Here is a 19,552-nt window from a genome sequence, read left to right on the forward strand (position 1 = left end):
ATGAAGAGCGCCATCACGCCACCGATGCAGAAGAACGCGAACGACGTCACGAGGTACAGCGTGCCGATCGTCTTGTGGTCCGTCGTGGTCAGCCAGCGGACGGCGGCAGCTCCCGGACGGCGTCTCGCACGCGAGGGCGCGAGCACCACGGGGACAGTGTTGTTCTCCATGCCCCGCCTGTGTCCGCGGCCCAGCCCGACGTCACACTTGAGCGATGCGACGAGGATCACCGAACACAGGTGTGACGATCGATGCCCTGCCGGACACCAACGGGGCATGAGCAACGACGAGACCTTCGCCGCTGCCTATCGCGAGCACTACTGGGCGGTCAGCCGCTACGTTGCACGGCGACTGGACGGCCGGACGAGCGAAGTCGAGGAAGTGGTGGCGGAGGTCTTCACCGTCGCCTGGCGGCGCCGGTCCGACCTGCCCGCGGCCCCCCTTCCCTGGCTTTACGGGGTGGCGCGCAACTGTCTGTCCAACGCCGTACGCGGCTACGGGCGCCATCGGCGACTGGTCGACAAACTCGGCCACGACGAGACCGCGCACGGCAAGCAGATCGTGGACAGCCCTGATTCCGAGCCCCCGGGCGCCTGGGTGCATGAGGCACTGGCCCGGCTCTCCCCGGCCGATCAGGAGGTGCTGCGGCTCACCGTCTGGGAGGAACTCGGCGTGGACGAGGTCGCCGTGGCTCTCGGCTGCGGCAGCCGGGCGGCGGCGATGAGGTTGCACCGCGCCCGCCACCGGCTCAGAGCCGAGATCGACCGCATGCGGATCACGGTGCCCCTCGGCACCCGAACGCCCCGTCGCGACACCCCGAAGGAGCAGGGCCATGGCTGACGAACTCGAACTGCTGCGCCGTGCCAACCCGGTGCCGTCCGACACCCCCCACTTCAGCGACGGCCCGCTGGACCACGACGCCGAGCGCCGTCTCAGCGCGTTGCTGTACGGCGAGCGCCCGGGGCGCAAGCGCCTGAGGCTGCTCCTGCGGATGTCGGGGCCGGGGCGAAGCCGCTTGAACCGCCTCCTCCAGCAGAGCGGCCGAGGACCGGGGATCGAGACCCGGGGCCTCGACGTCCTACGGCTCGGACGTTCGGATGTCGATCGTGTCGCGCACGTTCGACGCCCTGGCCGTACGCGCCGCGTCTGGGCCCTCGCGACGACCGCCGTGGTGGCCGCGACCGCGTTCTCCCTCCTCCTCGCAGGCCCTAGCACGATCCCCGCCGTGGCAGCGCCCCACCCGTTGGTCGTCCAGGCCGACTCCACCCCCCTGCCCCTGGACCGGCTCGCGCTGCGCGCGGGGCAGGCCGCGACGGACGGATCGCCCGGCCTGCGCAAGGGCACGCACGTACAGTCGTGGAGCATGGGTCTGTCGCAGGACGAACCCCCGCTCACGCTCCCCGTGGAGCGCATGGTGCGCTGGAAGGCCGACGGCACCCACACGGAGCTGGTCGTGGCGACCGACCCGCGCCACCCCGGTCGACCCGTCCTCTCCGACGAGGACGGCGAGCCGCGCCTCGTCGAGGACGGTCACGTCATCAGCGAGCGTTCCTTCCCCCCGAGTTGGAGCGACGCTCCGCCCGAGTCACCACCGCCCCACGACGCCACACGACTGCGCGCATATCTACAGGAGGCGCAGTACCTCAAGACTCCGCTGACCACGCTCCAACTTCTGGACGGCGTGCGGGTGCTGCTTGACCACTGGACCCTTGGCGCGCGCGAGAACGCGGCGCTCGCCCGGCTCCTGGCGGCCGCCGAGGGGCTACGGCCCGTCGGTCAGGTCACCGACCGCCTCGGCCGACGGGGCCAGGCTTACCTGTACGACCTCCCCGGCGCCCGCCGGATGCTGATCATGGACCCGGCCACCGGCGCCGTCCTCGGCCTGGAGAGCACCTGCACGACCGATGAGCCCGAGTGGGGGCTCAAGGCCGGTGACGTCATGGACTACAGCGCCTGGATGCGGTGATCACACACGATGCCGAGAACAAGTCGGCGGCGCCGGGTGCTCCAGTCGGCGCGATGGCCGGTGTGGCCGCCGTCTGCCGACACTCGCGACAGCCGCCCGGTAGCGGATTCTCGCCATCGGCAGCACGGTGCGGGGCCGTCCCGTCGGTCGTGGAGGCCGACGGGACCGGCACGGCCAGAAGGGGTCCGTGACGGCTCTTCGCCGTCGGCAGCAACATGTGTGCGCCGGCCCGTCGGTCGCGCAGGCCGACGGGACCCGGCACGGCCAGCAGGGTCCGACCGTGTGAGGGCGCGGGGTGCCGTGTCCGGTGTTGTCACCGCGAGCGCGTCGCGGTCTCCCCCCCCAGCTGGGTTCACCTCTTCGGGCGGCTCGCCGTGGGAGGAACGCGGTGCCGTCACCGACTGCTCCACCGTGACCGCCCCCGGTGCCAGGCGGCCGGAGCCGCCGAGGCGGGGTCGGGGGAAGTTCGAGGTAGCAGCGGACGGCCGTTCCGTCGGGGCCGGTGTGGATGCGTACCAGGTCGGCGAGGTAGTGCACCAGTAGCAGGCTCCGGCCGCCGAGCTGGTCCCGCCCGGGTGGGCGACGTCCGGCGAGCGGATCGATCCCGGCAGCAGGTGGAGGCGACGTCCGCGGTCCGCTCCGCGTCAGCGACGAACCACCGACCGGCGGGCCGCGTCCGCACGCGGCTGTGAGACGCTGCAAGCAGTGCGACGCTGCGGCTCGCAGAACCTGGTCCGGTGGTCCACCGGGCGCACGCGCGGTTCACGGGACCTGGGAATTGGGAGGGACGGCGCTATGAGCCATCCGGTGGATGTGGAAATCGGCCTGGACCGTGACGTGTTTCTGCGGACGTTGGTGCGGGAACTGGCGACGTCCTTGGAGTCGGTGATCGGCCTGGGGGAGGCATCCGGCTACATCAGTCTGGTGGGCCAGGCAGTGGGCTTGCAGATCGACGAGATGTACCTCAAGGCGCTCGGCGTCGACCACCTCTCCCCCGAGCAGGTCGCGGATGCCCTGGTGGATCTCAAGCGACGGATCAAGGGCGACTTCTACGTCATCGAGCAGGATGACACGAAGATCGTGCTGGGCAACCGGGCCTGTCCGTTCGCGGAGAAGGTGCTGGGCCGTGAGTCGATGTGCATGATGACCTCGAACGTCTTCGGGACGATCGCCGCTCGCAATCTCGGCTACGCCAGCGTCGAACTGCTGGAGACCATCGCCCGCGGTGACGCCGGCTGCCGCGTGGTCGTGCACCTGGTGCCCGGTGCCGGCCCGGCGGGCGGGCGTGAGTACTTCGGCGACGCGGAGCTGCCCATCAGCGACCCTGGCGCCGGTACGGTACCTGCGTGAGCCTCGGCCTGTTCGAGGCCGTCGTCAGATCTCTGCCTGATCCCGTCATCCTGTGCGGGGGGGACGGCACGATATTGGCGGCCAATCCGGCCGCCAGCGCCTCGATCCCGCAGCTGTGCGCGGGATCGAACCTGTACGCCCTCGTCCAGGACGATGGCAGAGACCTGCGGGGGCATCTGGGCAACTGGTTGCGCACCGGCAGCCCGCTGCCGGGCGCGCTCGTCCTCAAGGACGGCGACGGCAGTCGGGTGCGCTTTCGCTGCCACGGTGTGCGCGCCACCTGGTGGCAGGGCCCTGGGCCGGTGGTGCAGCTGACCCTGCGCCGCCTCGACCACGCCGACCGGTTCGCTGTCCTCAGCCAACAGGTCAGCGCGCTGAACCGGGAAATCGCCATCCGGCGCACCGCGGAAGCCCAACGCGAGGAGCTGCTGATCGCCGAGCAGGCTGCCCGCGCCCGTCTGCAACGCCTCTATCAGCTGACCGCGGCGCTGGCCTCGTCCGCAACCCTTGCCCAGGTGGCCGAAGCCGTGGCGACCACCGCCGCGCGGGTGCTGAACGTCGACGACGTGTCCCTGGAACTGCATTCCCAACGGCTGGTGCCCAGCCTGGAACCAGACGAGGATCCGCACGTCCTGAAGGAAACCGCCTGGCACGACCTCGACCATCCCCGTGACACCGCGCGCACCGCGCCCGCAGGAGCGGTACGCATCGCGCTGAAAGCCGACGGGGTCGTGCTGGGCGCCCTGACCGTGCGTCCCGGGGCTGACGGGGTGCCGGAGCCGGAACACCTCACGGCGGTGGGCCAGCAGATCGCGCAGGCGGTGCGCCGTGCCGGGCTGTACGAACACGAACACCGCGTCGCCGAGCGCCTCCAGCTCAGCCTCCTGCCCCGACTGCCGGAGGTGGCGGGGCTTCAGGTGGCGACCTCCTACGCGCCCGGCAGCGACATGGTCATGGTCGGCGGCGACTGGTACGACCTCTACAACCTCGACGAGGACCACATCGGCCTGTCGATCGGCGACGTCGCCGGCCACGGTCTGCCCCAGGCGGCCGTCATGGCCCAGATAATCGCCGCCCTGCGCGGCATCGTCCTCCGCTGCGGCACCCGCCCGCAAGCGGTGCTCACCGAGCTGAACGAGTACCTGCACCTGTACCACCGCGGCCAGATGGCCACCGCCGCCTATCTGCTCTACCACCGGCCCACCCGCGCCCTGACCTACGTCAAGGCCGGTCATCCCCCGCCTCTCGTGGTACGGCCCGACGGCTCCAGCCGCTACCTCGACGGCCCGATCTCCCCGCCGGTGGGACCGGTCCCCGGCGCTCACTACCGCCAGGGCGAGACCACCCTGGCCGAGGGCGAGTCGGTCCTGCTGTACACCGACGGCCTCATCGAACGCCGCAGGGAACCCCTGGACACCGGCCTGGACCGTCTCACCGCGACGGCCCGCGTGGGCGCGGGCCTGAACGTGCACGACCTGTGCGAACTGTTCCTCAACCATCAGCCCGGTGCGGACTACCCTGACGACCGCGCCCTGCTCGTCGCCCGGCCCGACTCCGCCGGCTGACTCACCCGACGTGGTGTGAGCCGACCGATCCGACTCCCCGAGGATGGGGCGCCTGCGGCGTCGCGGCCACGAGAGCGTACGCGGCGGGTCTCCCACCACAGGACACGCAGGACAACGGCACGCTGCCGAGCCCGTAGGCGGCACCTTGCAGAAACGCGGCCGGGACGTTTCGTCCGTCATGTCGGTGAGGTCGCCGATCTCACCGGCCGCAGAGCCGTCAAGCGTCAGGCGTGGACCGCGCGTTACAGGAGATCCAGAGCGGCGGGGCGGCGCGGACGCCCTGCCGCAGCCGGTACCGATCGCCTGCGAACAGCCGCAGCGTCGCTGACAGTTGCTGCGAAACCAGGGACAACGCTGCACTGCCCAGGACAGGACCCGTCCACGTCGCCGCCTCGCGGCGCGGCACGCCGGAGGCGAGCTTGCCGGCGAACTGCCGGGCGGCACGCGAAAGGAACCTGACCGGTAGTCTCGTTCTGTCTGTGGGCCGGCTCGATGCGAGAAAGGTGTACACGTGCCTGGCCGGATACGGGGTGATGGTGAGGACTGTGAGGCAGTGGTGATCACGCAGGACGTCAGGGAAAGACCTGTCCAGGACCTGGGGCACGGCGATCACGCGTGCCTGGCGTTCGCCGACGACGGCGAGCAGCGCCGGGTGGTCACGGCGTACCTGTCCGAGGGCTTGGCGCGCGGGGAGCGGGTGCAGTACTTCGCGGAGCGGCACGACCCTGCCACGGTGCTCGACTGGCTGCGGTCGGTCGGCACCGATGCGGACGCCGCCGCGTCGCGCGGGCAGTTGGAGGTGGTCACCGCCGACGACAGCTACCTGGCCTCAGGCCGCTTCGACGCCGAAACCATGGTCGCCACCTTGCAACAGGAAGTGGCCGACAGCCTCAGGGCCGGCTACACCGGTTTCCGGGTCAGCGGGGAGATGAGCTGGGTTCTGCGCGACGTCCCCGGAGCTGACCAGCTCGCCGAGTACGAGGCCAAGGTCAACCAGGTGTTCGCAGGTCGGCCCGCTTCGGCCGTCTGCCAGTACGACGCCCGCTCTTTCAGCCCTGACCAGCTGCGCACCTTCGAGCGGTGCCATCTCGGCACCGTGCAGCCCGAACCGATGCACAGCAGCGCTCTGTTGCGCATCGTGCCTTCCTTCACGGAAGGGAGGCGCACGCTGCGCGTCATCGGCTCCGTCGACCACCGCACCACCGGCGCGCTGGCCGAAGCCCTGAAGATCGCCCTCCAGTGGCCAGGGGACGTGCGCGTGGACATGAGCGGGCTGGAGTTCATCGACCTGGCAGGCCTGCGCGTGCTGGCGCACACTGCCGAGAAGTTCACGCCTGGCCGCCGTCTGCACGTGGTGGAACTGACCCCGATGCTGTGCCAGGTGATCAGCGTGACCGGCTTCGATCAGCAGGACGCCCTGGTCGTCACGCCCCGGGGAGCCGCGGAATGACCAGCGCGATCGACACACCGACCTGCCGGCCGGACCGGTCCCCACGTCTGATCCACCAGGGCCTGATCTACGGCTCCGACGAGGAGTTCCTGACCGCGACCGTACCGTTCTGCCTGGACGGCCTGGAACAGGACGACGCCGTGCTGGCCGTCACCACACCCGCCAACATCGACCTGCTGCGCCAACAACTGGGCAGCGCCGCCACGGCGGTCGAGTTCATCGCGGGCGACGACTGGTACCAGGCACCCGGGCGGACCCTGGGCGCCTACTACCGCTACGTCGACGAGCGCACCGCCACCGGGCGCCATCCGAGGGTCCGCGTGATCGGGGAACCGGTATGGCACGGACGTGACGCGCTGGAAACCGACGAGTGGACCCGCTACGAGTCGGTCATCAACCTCGCGTTCGCCGACTGCCCGGCGTGGATCGTCTGCCCCTACGACACCCGGACCCTGGCCGAGCAGGTCGTCGCCGATGCCCGGCGCACCCATCCGCACCTGGTGACCGGCCCGGCCTCCGAGAGCAGCGGACACTATGCCGAGCCCCTGGACGGCATTTGGGACAGGCGACTGTCACCGCCGCCTGCCGACGGAAAGGTTGCCATGCGCTTCGACGCCGACCTGAACGCTGTGCGTTCCTTCATCGCAAGCGCGGCAACCAGGCTGGGCATGTCTCCATCAGGGACGGAACGTCTCGTCTTCGCCGCCAACGAAGTGGCCACCAACGCTGTCCAACACGGTGGCGGCACGGGCGAGATCGCCGTGTGGCGCACCGGGCACAGGGTCATCTGCGACATCACGGACCTCGGCAGCGTCGGCAGTGGTGCCGGGACCGGATGGACCCTCGGTTACCTGCCGCCGGATCCCAAGCAGGTGCGCGGCCACGGCCTGTGGACCGTACGGCAGCTGTGCGACCTGACGGAAGCCCGGAGCACCGAGCGCGGCACCACCGTCCGCCTGCACGTGAATCTCACCTGACCTCTCAGCTGCTCCCCCGCCTGCGGGACCGAGTGAGGGACCAGGCCCCGGCCGGAACGGCACATCCGGGCAGGGCCGCCCGGCGCACCGTGTATCGGAGGGGGATGCCGACGCTCCGGCCACGCCCCTACGCCCGCGATGATCTGGGCGGAAGGGCGGAGGCGCAGAGGGGTCAAGGATGGAGGGCCTGGCGGAGGGTGGGATAGCAAGGGATGACGCCGTCCAGGCCGACGATCTGGATGACCCGCAGGACGGACTCGGTGGGGCCGGCCAGGCGCAGCCAGCCCTGGGCGCTGTGGGTTGCGCGGTGGGCGGCGACGAGGGCGTTGATGCCGCTGGAGTCCATGAAGGTGACGTCTCGGAAGTCCACCACGCTGCGCGGTGCCGTCCCGTCGTCCGGCGCCAGGGCCTCGAGGAGCTCGGGGGCGGTGGTGTGGTCGATCTCGCCACGGACGGTGAGGACGCGGATGCCATCGGTAGAGGCGCGGACGATCGACAGACGGCCCCCCTCCGCTGATTCGTTGATCTCTGTCACACTTCCCTCTACAGCGCTCGGTGATGCTCCGACCAGCACTTCCTTCCAGAAGGCTGCCCCGCATGCTACGGGCGATGAGCCCGGATGGCTCCGCCACAGGTACATGTTCGGCCTGGGCGGTTCCCGCTGGGGTAAACGGCGGTTGTGAACGGGGTAAGGGTGACAGGCCAAGACGATTCCGGAATGCAGGGCGCGTGCCTCGACGGCCGGGACGCGGATCCGATAGCGATGGAGACGGTGGTCGCCTTGAAAGGTGACGGCGCCTGTATCGCGCAGGCCCGCCACCGGGCCGCCGCCTTCCTCACCCGGATGCAGGCGGATCATGGGCTCACCGTGCCGGCAGGGACGGTGGATCTGACGCAGCTGGTGGTCAGTGAGCTGGTCACCAACGCCCGTAAGTACGCGCCCGGCCCGATCCTGCTGCGGCTGCGCATCGCCGACGAAGCGGTGGAGGTCACGGTGTGGGACAGCGATCCGGTGCTGCCGACGGCACGGGCAGCCGACCCCCAGCGGGTGGGCCAGCACGGCCTGGAGATCGTGAAGGCCATCGCGCACGACCTCGTCATGCGGCCCGAGCCGGGCGGCAAACGGATCACCGCCGGCATCCTCCTGCGACCCGACCCGACGGCAGCCGCACCCTCGTGAGACCGCACCGTGTGGCAGCGAGTCGCCCTGGGAGGCGACATCCACGTCGCACCGAGGTCCGCGCCCGGGTGTTCCGGGCCCGCCCTTCGTCCTGACACCGAGTTCGTGGAGGACGCCCCCGTTGCCGACGGGCGTTTCCGCCTGGCGGGCGGGGGTGACGGGCGTCCTGGCGGATCTCGGCGCCGTACCAACACGCTCGAGATCTATCCGGGCGCATCCCGGGCGAGAAGGTGCACGGCAGATCTCGAGCGGGCCGCACCACAGGGGATCCCTGCGCCGGTGACTACGCCGAGCACACCGGATGCCAGGGCGGCGGCATCGTGGCCCACGCGACGCTCACCGCGGTCGGAGTGTGGACTCAGCCCCCGCTCTTTCGACGGAACGACCGCTGGCTCGCGGCCGGGCCGTGCGCGCCGTGGACCTTCGACGTGTCCGTGTTCGCCACGACGTCGGCGGCGTCCGACTGCATACCACGCTTGCGCGCCAGGGCCTCGCGGAACTTGCGCTTCAAGTCGTACTGGCCGTCGGCGTCGGGCGAAAGGGCACCGCTCTCGCCGTCAACCGGCTCCGCGCCTTCGGGCGATACAGACTCTTCAGCCATGGTGACCTCCTGGGACTGGGCGATGGAAAGCACAGCTTGTCACAGCGGGCACCGCTGGAGGCGCCCGCGTCCTCCGTCCAGGACGGTGGGATCGTGTCGGCCGGACCGAACGGGCCCTATACGCGGGCTTGGGCGCGCGGCCGAGCCGGCCCGGTCCAGGAGGGTGGCGCCGACGGCGCCCGCGGAGCCGGTTGCGTGCCGACTTCTCGAGGTCGCCGACGGGGGAGGAGTTCGACGCCAGTCGTGGCGCGGTTCGACACCGGTCGTGGCGCAGTTCGGCGGCTGTCATGGTGCGGTCCGCCGGCTGTCGTGGTGGAGCTGGGCAACTCGTACGGACACCGCGACACCGAAGAGGGATGACCGGCTCACGGCCAGAGCCATGGAGCGTCACCGGCCCGCGTGGACGGTCGTGCGGGTCAGGGGGACCGAACACCACTCCTCCGCGGCTGTGCCCGGCTGATGGGCAGCCGGTCTCAGACTGTCGTCCCAGACCCGGCGCAGGCGTCGGCGACAGCCTGGGTATCCCAGGAGAACGGCCGGACTTCGGTGATCTGCCCGTCCTTGACCGTGATCGTCTGAAGGATGGGGAAGCTGAGTTCACGGCCGGTCGCACGAGCGCGAGCACGGATCTGAGTGAGCACGACCGCGGTCTCGCCGGTGGCAAGGAACTCCTGCTCCACCATGTCGAACGTCTCCCAGACCCGTCCCATGGTGAGGAAGAACCGTGTCAGTCCATCGTGCCCAGGCCACGTGCCTCCGTATGGCAGAGCATCCGCTTGATGCAGCTCGACGTTCGACGCGAAGAAGGGTGCGAGCAAGTCGAACGAAGCCTCACCAGGGCCTCCGGCCGACAGGTACGCCCCCTCGGCCGCATACATGCCGGTGAGGACTTTCACTGAGTCTGTGGCGGATGACATCTCCATGGCACCAGCATGATGAGCACGGTCAAGCCTGGCTCGCGGGCATCAGACATCGAAGTGCGACACGACCAGCGCTGTCGAGTGCTGTCGCGGGGGTTGAGGCTCGGCGGCCGGCGCACGTCCATGCACCGATGACCGAGCCGTCGTCGGCCAGCACCCTGCACGAGGCGGATCAGCGCACGTCGACGAAGTCGCCCTCGACGCTGCCCGCCGGGGTGGTCCGCGGCAGTTTCCTGAAGCAGTCGTTCCCCTCCCCCGGCCTCACACGTACTGGGTCGTCCGTTCGCTGCCGGTTCCCCGCGACATGTCGCCCGCATGCCCGATGCCGATCAGGTGGTCGGCACCGAAGGCGCCGGACGGGACGGCGACCGTGGCGGCGCCGGCACTCGCCGCCGTGGCCAGGGCACGGTTGATCGCTGAGGCGGATCAGGTCCGGCCGCCCACGGCCCCCTGGCGCGCACATCGGCCACGGCGGGGCGGCGGCTGAAGGGACCCTCCCGGCCGGACCACAGCCGGCCACGCGACTGACGAACGGCATTGGAGGGTGAAGTGAGGAGTCCGGGCGAGCGCCCTGGACGGAGGCCGGTCGCCGTGCGTGCGAGAAGCGGCCTCAGCGCATCGTCGCCGCTCATCAGACCGACCGGGGTGGCCGCGGCGTCGCCGGTGAGATCCCGTCTGGTGATCGCCGTCGAGTTGCCCACCGCCACCCCCGCAATCATGTATGTGAACATCGTTCACGTCTGTCATGCATGAGCATGCCATGGCGGTCGCCCGCGAGGGAAGAGTCCCGCGCGGTCCGACACACGGACCGGCGCGCCGCGTCCGTATCCAGAGCCGGCGACGCAGGTGACGCCTGAGCCGCGCGGCTCAGGCCCCGGCCACGCCGAGGATCTTGCGAATTGGACTACACCAAACCCCTTGACAGTCCTTTCTGTCACTCCTTAAATCACGGACTGAAGTAAGGCTCCTGTCTCACCCCCACCTCCATCGTTCGAGCAGCCGCCCCCGACGACCGCCTCCTCCACCCGCCATGCCAGGGCATTCCAGGTCATCTCATGTCATAGACATGCCATCCGGTGTGCGCCCCGGCCGGGCGGAGGAGTCCTGACAGGTTGTGTGCCGGTTCCGACGACAGAACAGGACAGTGACTCGTGATCCCAAGCTCCCTCCGCACCCCGGCGCGTCGCGCGCTGGGCGCCACGGCCGTGGCCGCCCTGCTCGCGGGACTCAGCTCCTTCCCCGCGGACGCTGCCGCGTCTGCCACCGGACAGATCACCGGTATCGGCAACAAGTGCGTGGATGTCGCGGGCGCCGCCACGGCCAACGGAACGGCCGTCCAGCTCTACGACTGCAATGGCACCGCCGCCCAGCAGTGGAACGTCGGCTCCGACGGCACCCTTCGCGCACTCGGCAAGTGCCTGGACGTCGCCTCCGGCGGCACCGCCAACGGCACGCGCACCCAACTGTGGGACTGCAATGGCACCGCCGCCCAGCAGTGGAACGTCACCGCAGCGGGGGACATCGTCAACCCGCAGGCCGACAAGTGTTTGGACGCGACCGGCAACAGCTCCGCCAACGGCACCCCGCTACAGATCTGGACCTGCACCGGAGCCGCCAACCAGAAGTGGACGACGCCGACCGGCGACGGCGGAGATCCGGGTCCCGCACCGGGAGCGATGGCCGTCGCGCCGTACCTCTACAACGGCTGGGGCAGCCCGCCCAGCCCTACCACCGTGATGAACGCGACCGGCGTCAAGTGGTTCACGCTCGCCTTCGTCCTCAGCAACGGGTACTGCAACCCGCAGTGGGACGGCAGCCGCCCCCTGACCGGGGGCGTCGACCAGCAGACCGTCAACACCGTCCGGGGAGCCGGCGGTGACGTCATCCCGTCATTCGGCGGCTGGAGCGGCAACAAGCTGGAAAGCTCCTGCGGCAGCGCGGGCGAACTGGCCGCCGCATACCAGAAGGTCATCAACGCCTACGGGCTCAAGGCCATCGACATCGACATCGAGGCCGCGGCGTACGACAGCCCGACGGTACAGCAGCGCACGGTCGACGCGCTGAAGACCGTCAAGGCCAACAACCCCGGCATCAAGGTGTACGTCACCTTCGGCACCGGTCAGAACGGTCCCGACAGCAGCCTCATCGGCAAGGCCGCCGCCTCCGGCCTCACCGTGGACAGCTGGACGATCATGCCGTTCAACTTCGGTGGGGCGGGACAGAACATGGGCCAGCTCACCGTTCGTGCCGCAGAAGGCCTCAAGACGGCCGTCAAGAACGCCTACGGGTACACGGACGACCAGGCCTACCGGCACACCGGCATCTCGTCGATGAACGGCATCACCGACGACGACGAGACGGTGACCGTGGCCGACTTCCGTACCATCCTCGCCTATGCCCAGCAGCGGCACCTGGCACGACTGACCTTCTGGTCGGTCAACCGCGACCGGCCCTGCACCGGCGGTGGCGCCGACACCTGCTCGGGAGTCCCGCAGCAGCCCTGGGACTTCACCCGCGTCCTCGCGCAGTACAACGGCTGACCCGCACCCCTCACTCCCCCACTCGAGCCGCCTCACGGCGGCACAGGAGAAGACACCATGCTTCGACTCTCGCCACCACGCGTCGGTGGCCGCTTCGGCGGATCCCCGGCGGGCCGTGCCGGTCGCCCGTGGGCCGCGGTTCTCCCCGCCGTTGTCATCGCGGCCTCCGTCCTCACCGCGACACAGCCGGCCCAGGCCGCCGGCGCGCCGAAGGCCGGTCGTCCATCAGCAGGCTCCGCGGCCTCGGCCGCCGCCCTGCCTTCCGGCTGGGCGACCGTGGTGAACACCGGCAGCGGCAAGTGCCTGGACGCCCGCGCGGCCGGCACCGTCAACGGCACCGCCGTACAGCAGTACACCTGCAACAACAGCACAGCCCAGCAGTGGAGCTTCACCCCGACCGGCGACGGCTTCGTGCGCATCGGCAACCGCAACGACGCCCAGCAGGTCGTGGACGTGAGCGACGTGTCCACCGCCGACAACGCGGCCGTCCACCTGTGGACGTACGGCGGCGGCGGCAACCAGCAGTGGCAGGCCGTCGACGAAGGCGGCGGCGCCTACCACTTCGTCAACCGCCACAGCGGAAAGTGCCTCGACGTCCCCTCCGCTTCCGCGGCCGACAGCGTCCAGCTGGTGCAGTACACCTGCAACGGCACGTCCGCCCAGCGTTTCCAGGTCACGCCCGCCGACACCGCGCCCGGCGACGTCGACCTCGGCCCCAACGTGGTCGTCTTCGACCCGTCGATGCCGTCGTCCACGATCCAGAGCCGGCTGAACTCCATCTTCCAGCAGCAGGAGACGAACCAGTTCGGCTCCCAGCGCTATGCGGTGATGTTCAAGCCCGGCACCTACAACAACGACGTCAACGTCGGCTTCTACACCCAGGTACTGGGCCTCGGCCAGTCGCCCGACTCGGTCACGATCAACGGCGCCGTGCACGTGGAGGCCGACTGGTTCCCGCCGCAGAACGCCACCCAGAACTTCTGGCGCGGCGCCGAGAACCTGTCGGTGAACCCCACCGGCGGCACCGACCGCTGGGCCGTCTCCCAGGCCTCCGGCTACCGCCGGATGCACGTCCGCGGCAACCTGGAGTTGAGCGACGGCGGCTGGTCCAGCGGCGGATTCATGGCCGACAGCAAGATCGACGGCCAGGTGCGCTCCGGCACCCAGCAGCAGTGGCTGACCCGCAACTCCCAGCTCGGCAGCTGGACCGGCTCCAACTGGAACATGGTCTTCGTAGGCAGCCAGGGAGTACCGGGCAACACCTTCCCCAATCCGCCCTACACGACGGTGAACCAGACCCCCACCGTCCGGGAGAAGCCCTTCCTGTACGTGGACGGCGCGGGCGCCTACAAGGTGTTCGTCCCGTCCCTGCGGACCAACTCCTCAGCCACCACCTGGGCGAACGGCAGCGCCGCCGGCACCTCGCTCGGCATCGACCAGTTCTACGTCGTCAAGCCGGGCGCGACCGCCGCACAGATCAACGCCGCCCTGGCCGAGGGCAAGAACCTCCTGGTCACCCCCGGCGTCTACCACCTGAATCAGACCCTGCGGGTGACCCGCCCGGACACCGTCGTCCTCGGTCTCGGCCTCGCCACGTTCATACCGGACAACGGCATCACGGCCATGACGGTCGCCGACGTCGACGGAGTGAAGGTCGCGGGTGTTCTGTTCGACGCCGGCACCACCAACTCGCAGACGCTGATGGAGGTCGGCCCCAGCACTGCCTCCGCCGGGCACGCGGCGAACCCCACCTCCCTGCACGACGTCTACTTCCGGGTCGGCGGCGCCGCCGTCGGCAAGGCGACCACCAGCCTCGTCGTCAACAGTGACCACGTCATCGGCGACCACATGTGGATCTGGCGCGGCGACCACGGCAGCGGCATCGGCTGGAACACCAACACCGCCGACACCGGACTCGTCGTCAACGGCGACAACGTCACCATGTACGGCCTGTTCGTCGAGCACTACCAGAAGCACCAGACCGTCTGGAACGGCAACGGCGGGCGGACGTACTTCTACCAGAACGAGATGCCCTACGACCCGCCCAACCAGGCCGCCTGGATGAACGGCTCCACCCAGGGCTACGCCGCCTACAAGGTCGCGGACTCGGTCACCAGCCACCAGGCGTACGGGCTCGGCAGTTACTGCTACTTCAACGTGAACCCGAGCGTCACCGCCGAGCACGCCTTCGAAGTGCCCCAACAGCCGAACGTACGCTTCCAGAACATGGTGACCGTTTCCCTCGGCGGCACCGGGACCATCCGGCACGTCATCAACGACCGGGGCGGCCCGTCCAACTCCTCCACCAACGTCGCCAACCTGGTGAGCTACCCGTGAGGCGGCTCGCAGCGCGGCTGCTGACACTGCTGGCGACGGTGCTGGGTCTGGCGGTGCCGGCCCACACCGGGTCCACCGCCGTCGCCGGACCCCAGGCCACCACCTTCAAGGTGATCGCCTTCTACAACGGCACCTACGACGCCGCCCACATCGACTTCGTCAAAGAAGCCAACGAGTGGTTCCCACGGACCGCCGCACAGAACAACTTCACCTACACGGCCACCACTGACTGGAATCTGCTGGCGAACGGCGGCGTGAACGACTACCAGGTCGTCCTGTTCCTGGACGACGCCCCGCAGACCGCCGCGCAACGGGCCGGCTTCGAACGGTACATGCGGGCCGGCGGGGGATGGATGGGCTTCCACGTCTCGGCGTTCACCACCGACGCGGGGTCCTGGCCCTGGTACTACAACCAGTTCCTCGGCAGCGGAGACTTCAGATCGAACACCTGGGGACCCACGACGGCGGTCCTGCGCACCGAAGACCGCACCCACCCCTCCACAGCCGCGCTGCCCGCGACGTTCACCTCCTCGGTGAGCGAGTGGTACAGCTGGTCCAACAACCTGCGGGCCAGGTCCGATATCAAGATCCTGGCATCGGTCGACCCGACGAGTTTCCCCTTGGGGACCGACCCGAACCAGTCGTGGTACAGCGGCGACTACCCCATCCTGTGGACCAACACGCAGTACAAGATGCTGTACGCCAACTTCGGGCACAACGCCATGAACTACTCCACCAACACCCGCCTGTCCTCGACCTTCGCCAGCCCCACCCAGAACCGCTTCCTGCTCGACGGGCTCAAGTGGCTCGGCGGCGCGGGGGGTGACCCCGCACCGACCGACCCGATCTCCGAGACCGCCTGGTACTCGCTGACCGCCAACGCCAACGGCATGTGCGTGGACGCCAGAGCGGCAGCCACGTCCAATGGCACGGCGATCCAGCAGTACACCTGCAACACGACCGCGGCCCAGCAGTTCCAGATCCGCTCCACCGACAGTGGCTACAGCCGGATCGCGGTCCGCGGCAACCCGCAGCAGGTCGTCGACGTCACAGATGTCTCGACCGCCGACGGCGCACCCCTACAGCTGTGGTCCTACGGCGGTGGCGGAAACCAACAGTGGCGACCGGTTCGGGAGGCATCCGGCAGTTATCACTTCGTCGCGCGGCACAGCGGTAAGTGTCTCTCCACGAACGGCAGTTCTACGATCGGTGTCCAGCTGGTACAGCAGCCGTGCAACGACTCCGCCAACCAGAGCTTCCGCCTGACCGTCCAACCGTAGAAGCAGCAGCTCACAGCGGTCGCCGCTCCGAACCGGTACCCACCCCGGCCGGCGTCGGCCGCGTGCCCAGCCAGAACGAACGGACCGGCCCTGGTCGGGCCCCGGTACGGCCCTGTACCGGGGCCGTACCGGGGTCGGTCCGGCCCACGTCCGGGGCCGGTTCGCGGCTGCACGGTCCGCCGGGTGGTTGAGCGCGCCTCGCCTGGCTGCACCAGATCAAGCGGCTCCGCACCCGTTGGAACGACGACCTGACCTCCCTCGGGGCCTACTCGGACTGGCCCTCAGCCTCGTCTGCCTTCGCCACCCGCGCGTCCCCTCCTCACCCATGGCCGTAGCCGTTCGCGGAAGGCATGTACTCGGGGCGCACGAGGTGGCGTGGCGTCACGTCCTACTGATCCGGATCCCAGGCCAGAAGCTGGTCGAAGAGACGCCGGTCACCGTCGACCTTCAAGGAGTCCACCGGAATACGGCCGTACAGGGCCAGCACCAGCTCACCGGCTGTGCCCTGAAGGGAGGCGTCGGCTGCCTCAAGGTCCTCGCCGGCCGCGGTGGCGGGCGTCGTGCCGGGTTCGGGGAGGCGGGCGGTCCGTGCACCGTTGGCGGAGAGCATGAGGCGCCAGGAGCCGCCCTCGGTGGCGTAGTAGTCGACGGCGGCGGGCTGGTGCGGCCAGGCGCTCGTCGTTGCACAGCAAGTGGACAGGAACTCGTCGACACCGTCGAGTGCCACCTCCTCCGGCAGCGGTTGCCGGGCGCCCGCGGTGATCTGGGCGTCGTAGGTGTGCACGGCGATCTCCTGGAGCTGGCGTCGGGCGGCGGCGCCGGCGGTCCGCGGCGACGGCGAGGTGTCCCACCAGGTCCAGCAACCGCGATCCGGGCCGGACTCCCCGAGTGCGTCCAGTAGTTGCTGCGCCGACGCGGCCCACCAGTCCAGCAGGGCCCCACGCTCCCGAGGCGCAGCCGGGGCGCCCCATGCGGACGTGGCCGGGGGAGCGTCGGCCGGCCCGGCGGCGACGATGGCGGCCCACTTGCGGCGCCCCTCGCCCAGATGCCGCACCAGGTGGAACAGCGTCCACTCGGGGCAGGTCGGCACCCGCACGTGGAGGCTGGGCGCGGAGGCGACCGCCGCGCGGAAGGCGACCGCCGCGCGGAAGGCGATCGACCGTTCGTCGATCAGCCGCAGGAGATCGGAGAACTCCAGAGTCTTTTGCACTCCGGGTGTCTATCACCGTGCCCCGGCAACCGGGCAGCGATTTTCACAGCCGCGGCGAGCGCAGGGCAGGGGGCGCGCCCTCGGGTGACGCGGTGCCCTCGTTCCGAAGCGATCAGTCAGTGGATGTCGTGGTCGGGGTGGGTCCGATCGTACATATGCCTCGCTTCGGCGATGGCCGCGCGGTGGGCGAGGGACCAGTCGGCGAGTGCTTTGACGAGGTGGGTCAGACCGGTTCCGGTTCCGGTGAGGCGGTAGTCGACGTGGGCCGGCACGGTCGGGTAGACCGTGCGCTGGACGAGGCCGTCGCGTTCGAGTCTGCGTACGGTCAGGGTGAGCATGCGCTGGGAGATCCCGTCGACGGCGCGCTGGAGCTCACGGAAGCGCCGCGGCCCGCCGGCGAGTTCGACGATCACGAGCACGGACCACTTGTCCCCGATGCGGTCCAGGACGTCGCGGATACCGCAGTCAGGGTGGTCCTGACGTCCACAGGGATCGAGATCGGCGGGGGAGGTGGTTACCCCGGTGTGCGTGGGTGACATGGAACTGCCTTCTTGTGGGCGGTGAACAGGCGGTCGAGGATCAACCCTAGTTACTGATGAGAACCACTACGGAAGACTTCGACTGATCATGATTTTGGTAACCGGAGCGAACGGGAAGCTCGGCGCGTCCACTCTGGCGGCGCTGCGTGCCCGGGGCGCCGTCGCGATGGGTGGCAGCCGTACGCCGCGTGACGGAATGCGGCACATGGACTTCGACGACCATGTGAGTCTTGACCTGGCCGGGGTGTCGACCCTCGTGCTTGTCTCGGCGGGGTACGCCGAGGACGACCAGGTCGTCGCACGGCACGCGGCTGTGCTGGACGCCGCCGTCCGCGACGGCGTCCGCCACGTCGTCTACACGAGCGTGACCACGGCCGGCGATCATCTCGGCTTCGCGCCGGCGCATCGCGCCACCGAGCGTTTGGTACGGGCGAGCGGGGTGCCCTGGACCATTCTCCGCAACGGCCTGTATGCCGAACTCTTCGGCGCTCTGCTGATGTGGGGCGGTGCCGGGGTGGAGTCCGCCTTCGGTGACGGGGCCTTGGCGGCGGTGACGCGCGCGGACCTGGCCGAGGTCGCGGCGGTGGTGGCGTCGGATCCGGCCCGGCACGTCGGACACGTCCATGACCTCGTCGGTACGCCGATCACGGCGGGGCAGGTGGCGGACGCGCTGGGCGTCTCGCATCGCGTCATCAGCCTGGCTGAGTACCGGCGCAGGCTCATTGAGGACATGCCGGGGCTGTTGCCGTTCCAACCGCCCATGCTCGCTTCGATCGCCACGGGGATCCGGCACGGCTTCCTGGGCGGAACCGCTTCCGACCTCACCGGCCTTCTCGGCCGCCCGATCCGAGACCCGTTGGCCGCAGCCACTGCGGTCGCCTCCGCGGCCAGGCCGGAGGCGAACGTTGGGTGACAGCCGCACGCGCTCGTGACACAGGTGAGTTCTCCCGGTGCGTGACGACGTGAGGCTCACTCTCGTCACGTCACAGGCTGTTTTCCGCGGAGCCGACGACACATCCGGTACCCGCCTTCCGGCGACGGGCCTCCGACCGAGACGAGTGCGGGTCTGCGGGTCCGCGGGTCCGCGGGTCCGGGATTGCCCGGGAGCGCACGCGTCGCGTGACGCATGTCGCCGCAGCCTCGCCCCGACGCGGCGAACTGTGGCAGCGGCAGTGCGCTGCCTGGACTGAAGTCTCTGAAAGCGCTCAAGTTCCTTGCGAAGCACAGATGTGAAAGCCACGGTGATCCTCATGAAAGGTATCGCGGAACTGAACAAGAAAAACAACTTCCTGCTGCTCATCCGGGACGCCGACCTGGTCGGAGACGCTCTGCGTCAGGCGCTGGCCGATGCCTCTCCCGAGGAGCGCCCGGGCCTGGAACGCGCTGTCGCACTCGTCGAGTCCACCGCCGCCGCCTCCGAGGCCCAACTGCGCGCCCGCTGGGTCCGCTCCAGGCTTGCGACGGTCGGCTTCACGGGCGACATCGCCTCGGTCGCGGCAGTGAAGGCACTGCGTCAGGCAGAGCCGAAACTGAGCCTGCTGGCGGCGGTGCAACTCCAGAGGGAGGCAGTGGCCCATCCCGAATGATCGGGTCCCCCGACATCCAGAAACCCATGTGCCGCCCCAGGTGCGGGCAGA

At 69.6% G+C, this 19,552-nt stretch carries 17 protein-coding genes and 2 pseudogenes; 12 read left to right on the top strand and 7 right to left on the bottom strand.

Going from position 1 to position 19,552, the window contains the following annotated elements:
* Positions 1–170: pseudogene (locus ACZ5Y0_RS18260) on the bottom strand (aa3-type cytochrome oxidase subunit I); the annotation flags it as partial.
* A gap of 106 nt (positions 171–276) precedes the next feature.
* Between ACZ5Y0_RS18260 and ACZ5Y0_RS18265 the strand changes: the two are divergent.
* Positions 277–840 carry an RNA polymerase sigma factor gene (locus tag ACZ5Y0_RS18265; RefSeq protein ID WP_469129689.1) on the top strand — a complete coding sequence of 188 codons (564 nt, stop codon included), beginning with the start codon at positions 277–279 and terminating at the stop codon, positions 838–840.
* Complete coding sequence (locus ACZ5Y0_RS18270; protein WP_469129690.1) at positions 833–1,966, top strand: CU044_5270 family protein; 1,134 nt, start codon at positions 833–835, stop codon at positions 1,964–1,966. Before ACZ5Y0_RS18265 ends, ACZ5Y0_RS18270 begins: the two co-directional genes overlap by 8 nt.
* A 468-nt stretch (positions 1,967–2,434) precedes the next feature.
* Here the strand turns inward: ACZ5Y0_RS18270 and ACZ5Y0_RS18275 are convergent.
* A pseudogene (locus tag ACZ5Y0_RS18275) lies at positions 2,435–2,566 on the bottom strand (sensor histidine kinase); the annotation flags it as partial.
* Between the two features lie 195 nt (positions 2,567–2,761).
* On the opposite strand from ACZ5Y0_RS18275, the gene ACZ5Y0_RS18280 reads away from it, so the two are divergent.
* The 4 genes from ACZ5Y0_RS18280 to ACZ5Y0_RS18295 all read left to right on the top strand — a co-directional run bounded on the left by ACZ5Y0_RS18280 (position 2,762) and on the right by ACZ5Y0_RS18295 (position 7,308).
* Positions 2,762–3,316: a methanogen output domain 1-containing protein gene (locus ACZ5Y0_RS18280; RefSeq protein WP_469129691.1), complete on the top strand. Its 555-nt coding sequence runs from the start codon at positions 2,762–2,764 to the stop codon at positions 3,314–3,316.
* Positions 3,313–4,881: a SpoIIE family protein phosphatase gene (locus ACZ5Y0_RS18285; protein WP_469129692.1), complete on the top strand. Its 1,569-nt coding sequence runs from the start codon at positions 3,313–3,315 to the stop codon at positions 4,879–4,881. Before ACZ5Y0_RS18280 ends, ACZ5Y0_RS18285 begins: the two co-directional genes overlap by 4 nt.
* Positions 4,882–5,434: 553 nt before the next feature.
* Entirely contained in the window at positions 5,435–6,331 is an 897-nt protein-coding gene (locus tag ACZ5Y0_RS18290; protein WP_469129693.1) for an MEDS domain-containing protein, read from the top strand.
* Complete coding sequence (locus ACZ5Y0_RS18295; protein ID WP_469129694.1) at positions 6,328–7,308, top strand: anti-sigma factor RsbA family regulatory protein; 981 nt, start codon at positions 6,328–6,330, stop codon at positions 7,306–7,308. Before ACZ5Y0_RS18290 ends, ACZ5Y0_RS18295 begins: the two co-directional genes overlap by 4 nt.
* Before the next feature lie 172 nt (positions 7,309–7,480).
* Here the strand turns inward: ACZ5Y0_RS18295 and ACZ5Y0_RS18300 are convergent, their stop codons facing one another.
* Positions 7,481–7,843 (bottom strand): STAS domain-containing protein, encoded by a 363-nt coding sequence (locus ACZ5Y0_RS18300; RefSeq protein WP_469129695.1) that lies wholly within the window; start codon positions 7,841–7,843, stop codon positions 7,481–7,483.
* 183 nt (positions 7,844–8,026) lie between these two features.
* Here ACZ5Y0_RS18300 and ACZ5Y0_RS18305 point away from each other — a divergent pair, with 183 nt between their 5' ends.
* Entirely contained in the window at positions 8,027–8,488 is a 462-nt protein-coding gene (locus ACZ5Y0_RS18305) for an ATP-binding protein (protein WP_469129696.1), read from the top strand.
* Between the two features lie 358 nt (positions 8,489–8,846).
* Here the strand turns inward: ACZ5Y0_RS18305 and ACZ5Y0_RS18310 are convergent, their stop codons facing one another.
* Both ACZ5Y0_RS18310 and ACZ5Y0_RS18315 read right to left on the bottom strand, forming a co-directional pair.
* Positions 8,847–9,089: a DUF5302 domain-containing protein gene (locus ACZ5Y0_RS18310; RefSeq protein ID WP_469129697.1), complete on the bottom strand. Its 243-nt coding sequence runs from the start codon at positions 9,087–9,089 to the stop codon at positions 8,847–8,849.
* A 473-nt stretch (positions 9,090–9,562) separates the two neighbouring features.
* Complete coding sequence (locus ACZ5Y0_RS18315; protein WP_469129698.1) at positions 9,563–10,012, bottom strand: nuclear transport factor 2 family protein; 450 nt, start codon at positions 10,010–10,012, stop codon at positions 9,563–9,565.
* Between the two features lie 1,148 nt (positions 10,013–11,160).
* On the opposite strand from ACZ5Y0_RS18315, the gene ACZ5Y0_RS18320 reads away from it, so the two are divergent.
* From ACZ5Y0_RS18320 to ACZ5Y0_RS18330, 3 genes are read left to right on the top strand one after another with little or no spacing between them, the layout of a single operon-like run.
* Complete coding sequence (locus tag ACZ5Y0_RS18320) at positions 11,161–12,549, top strand: ricin-type beta-trefoil lectin domain protein (protein WP_469129699.1); 1,389 nt, start codon at positions 11,161–11,163, stop codon at positions 12,547–12,549.
* 57 nt (positions 12,550–12,606) lie between these two features.
* Positions 12,607–14,886: an RICIN domain-containing protein gene (locus tag ACZ5Y0_RS18325; protein WP_469129700.1), complete on the top strand. Its 2,280-nt coding sequence runs from the start codon at positions 12,607–12,609 to the stop codon at positions 14,884–14,886.
* Positions 14,883–16,166 carry a ThuA domain-containing protein gene (locus ACZ5Y0_RS18330; RefSeq protein WP_469129701.1) on the top strand — a complete coding sequence of 428 codons (1,284 nt, stop codon included), beginning with the start codon at positions 14,883–14,885 and terminating at the stop codon, positions 16,164–16,166. Before ACZ5Y0_RS18325 ends, ACZ5Y0_RS18330 begins: the two co-directional genes overlap by 4 nt.
* 388 nt (positions 16,167–16,554) lie before the next feature.
* On the opposite strand, the gene ACZ5Y0_RS18335 is transcribed toward ACZ5Y0_RS18330, so the two are convergent.
* Together ACZ5Y0_RS18335 and ACZ5Y0_RS18340 are read right to left on the bottom strand one after the other, a co-directional pair.
* Positions 16,555–17,376: a maleylpyruvate isomerase family mycothiol-dependent enzyme gene (locus ACZ5Y0_RS18335; RefSeq protein ID WP_469129702.1), complete on the bottom strand. Its 822-nt coding sequence runs from the start codon at positions 17,374–17,376 to the stop codon at positions 16,555–16,557.
* 116 nt (positions 17,377–17,492) lie between these two features.
* Positions 17,493–17,915: a winged helix-turn-helix transcriptional regulator gene (locus ACZ5Y0_RS18340; RefSeq protein WP_469129703.1), complete on the bottom strand. Its 423-nt coding sequence runs from the start codon at positions 17,913–17,915 to the stop codon at positions 17,493–17,495.
* An 88-nt stretch (positions 17,916–18,003) separates the two neighbouring features.
* Here ACZ5Y0_RS18340 and ACZ5Y0_RS18345 point away from each other — a divergent pair, with 88 nt between their 5' ends.
* Both ACZ5Y0_RS18345 and ACZ5Y0_RS18350 read left to right on the top strand, forming a co-directional pair.
* A complete protein-coding gene (locus ACZ5Y0_RS18345) occupies positions 18,004–18,828 on the top strand; it encodes an NAD(P)H-binding protein (protein ID WP_469129704.1) in 825 nt (274 codons plus the stop codon).
* Positions 18,829–19,165: 337 nt separating this feature from the next.
* Positions 19,166–19,501 (top strand): hypothetical protein, encoded by a 336-nt coding sequence (locus ACZ5Y0_RS18350; RefSeq protein ID WP_469129705.1) that lies wholly within the window; start codon positions 19,166–19,168, stop codon positions 19,499–19,501.
* The last annotated feature ends 51 nt before the right edge of the window (positions 19,502–19,552 follow it).

It is taken from the genome of Streptomyces sp. NPDC033216, assembly GCF_055577115.1.

What these genes read in the sequence shown, in the direction of transcription:
- ACZ5Y0_RS18270 (WP_469129690.1), top strand. Translation starts at nt 833, where the DNA reads ATGGCTGACGAACTCGAACTGCTGCGCCGTGCCAACCCGGTGCCGTCC.
- ACZ5Y0_RS18265 (WP_469129689.1), top strand. Translation starts at nt 277, where the DNA reads ATGAGCAACGACGAGACCTTCGCCGCTGCCTATCGCGAGCACTACTGG.
- ACZ5Y0_RS18345 (WP_469129704.1), top strand. Translation starts at nt 18,004, where the DNA reads ATGATTTTGGTAACCGGAGCGAACGGGAAGCTCGGCGCGTCCACTCTG.
- ACZ5Y0_RS18340 (WP_469129703.1), bottom strand. Translation starts at nt 17,915, where the DNA reads ATGTCACCCACGCACACCGGGGTAACCACCTCCCCCGCCGATCTCGAT.
- ACZ5Y0_RS18295 (WP_469129694.1), top strand. Translation starts at nt 6,328, where the DNA reads ATGACCAGCGCGATCGACACACCGACCTGCCGGCCGGACCGGTCCCCA.
- ACZ5Y0_RS18325 (WP_469129700.1), top strand. Translation starts at nt 12,607, where the DNA reads ATGCTTCGACTCTCGCCACCACGCGTCGGTGGCCGCTTCGGCGGATCC.
- ACZ5Y0_RS18280 (WP_469129691.1), top strand. Translation starts at nt 2,762, where the DNA reads ATGAGCCATCCGGTGGATGTGGAAATCGGCCTGGACCGTGACGTGTTT.
- ACZ5Y0_RS18305 (WP_469129696.1), top strand. Translation starts at nt 8,027, where the DNA reads ATGCAGGGCGCGTGCCTCGACGGCCGGGACGCGGATCCGATAGCGATG.
- ACZ5Y0_RS18315 (WP_469129698.1), bottom strand. Translation starts at nt 10,012, where the DNA reads ATGGAGATGTCATCCGCCACAGACTCAGTGAAAGTCCTCACCGGCATG.
- ACZ5Y0_RS18310 (WP_469129697.1), bottom strand. Translation starts at nt 9,089, where the DNA reads ATGGCTGAAGAGTCTGTATCGCCCGAAGGCGCGGAGCCGGTTGACGGC.
- ACZ5Y0_RS18350 (WP_469129705.1), top strand. Translation starts at nt 19,166, where the DNA reads ATGAAAGGTATCGCGGAACTGAACAAGAAAAACAACTTCCTGCTGCTC.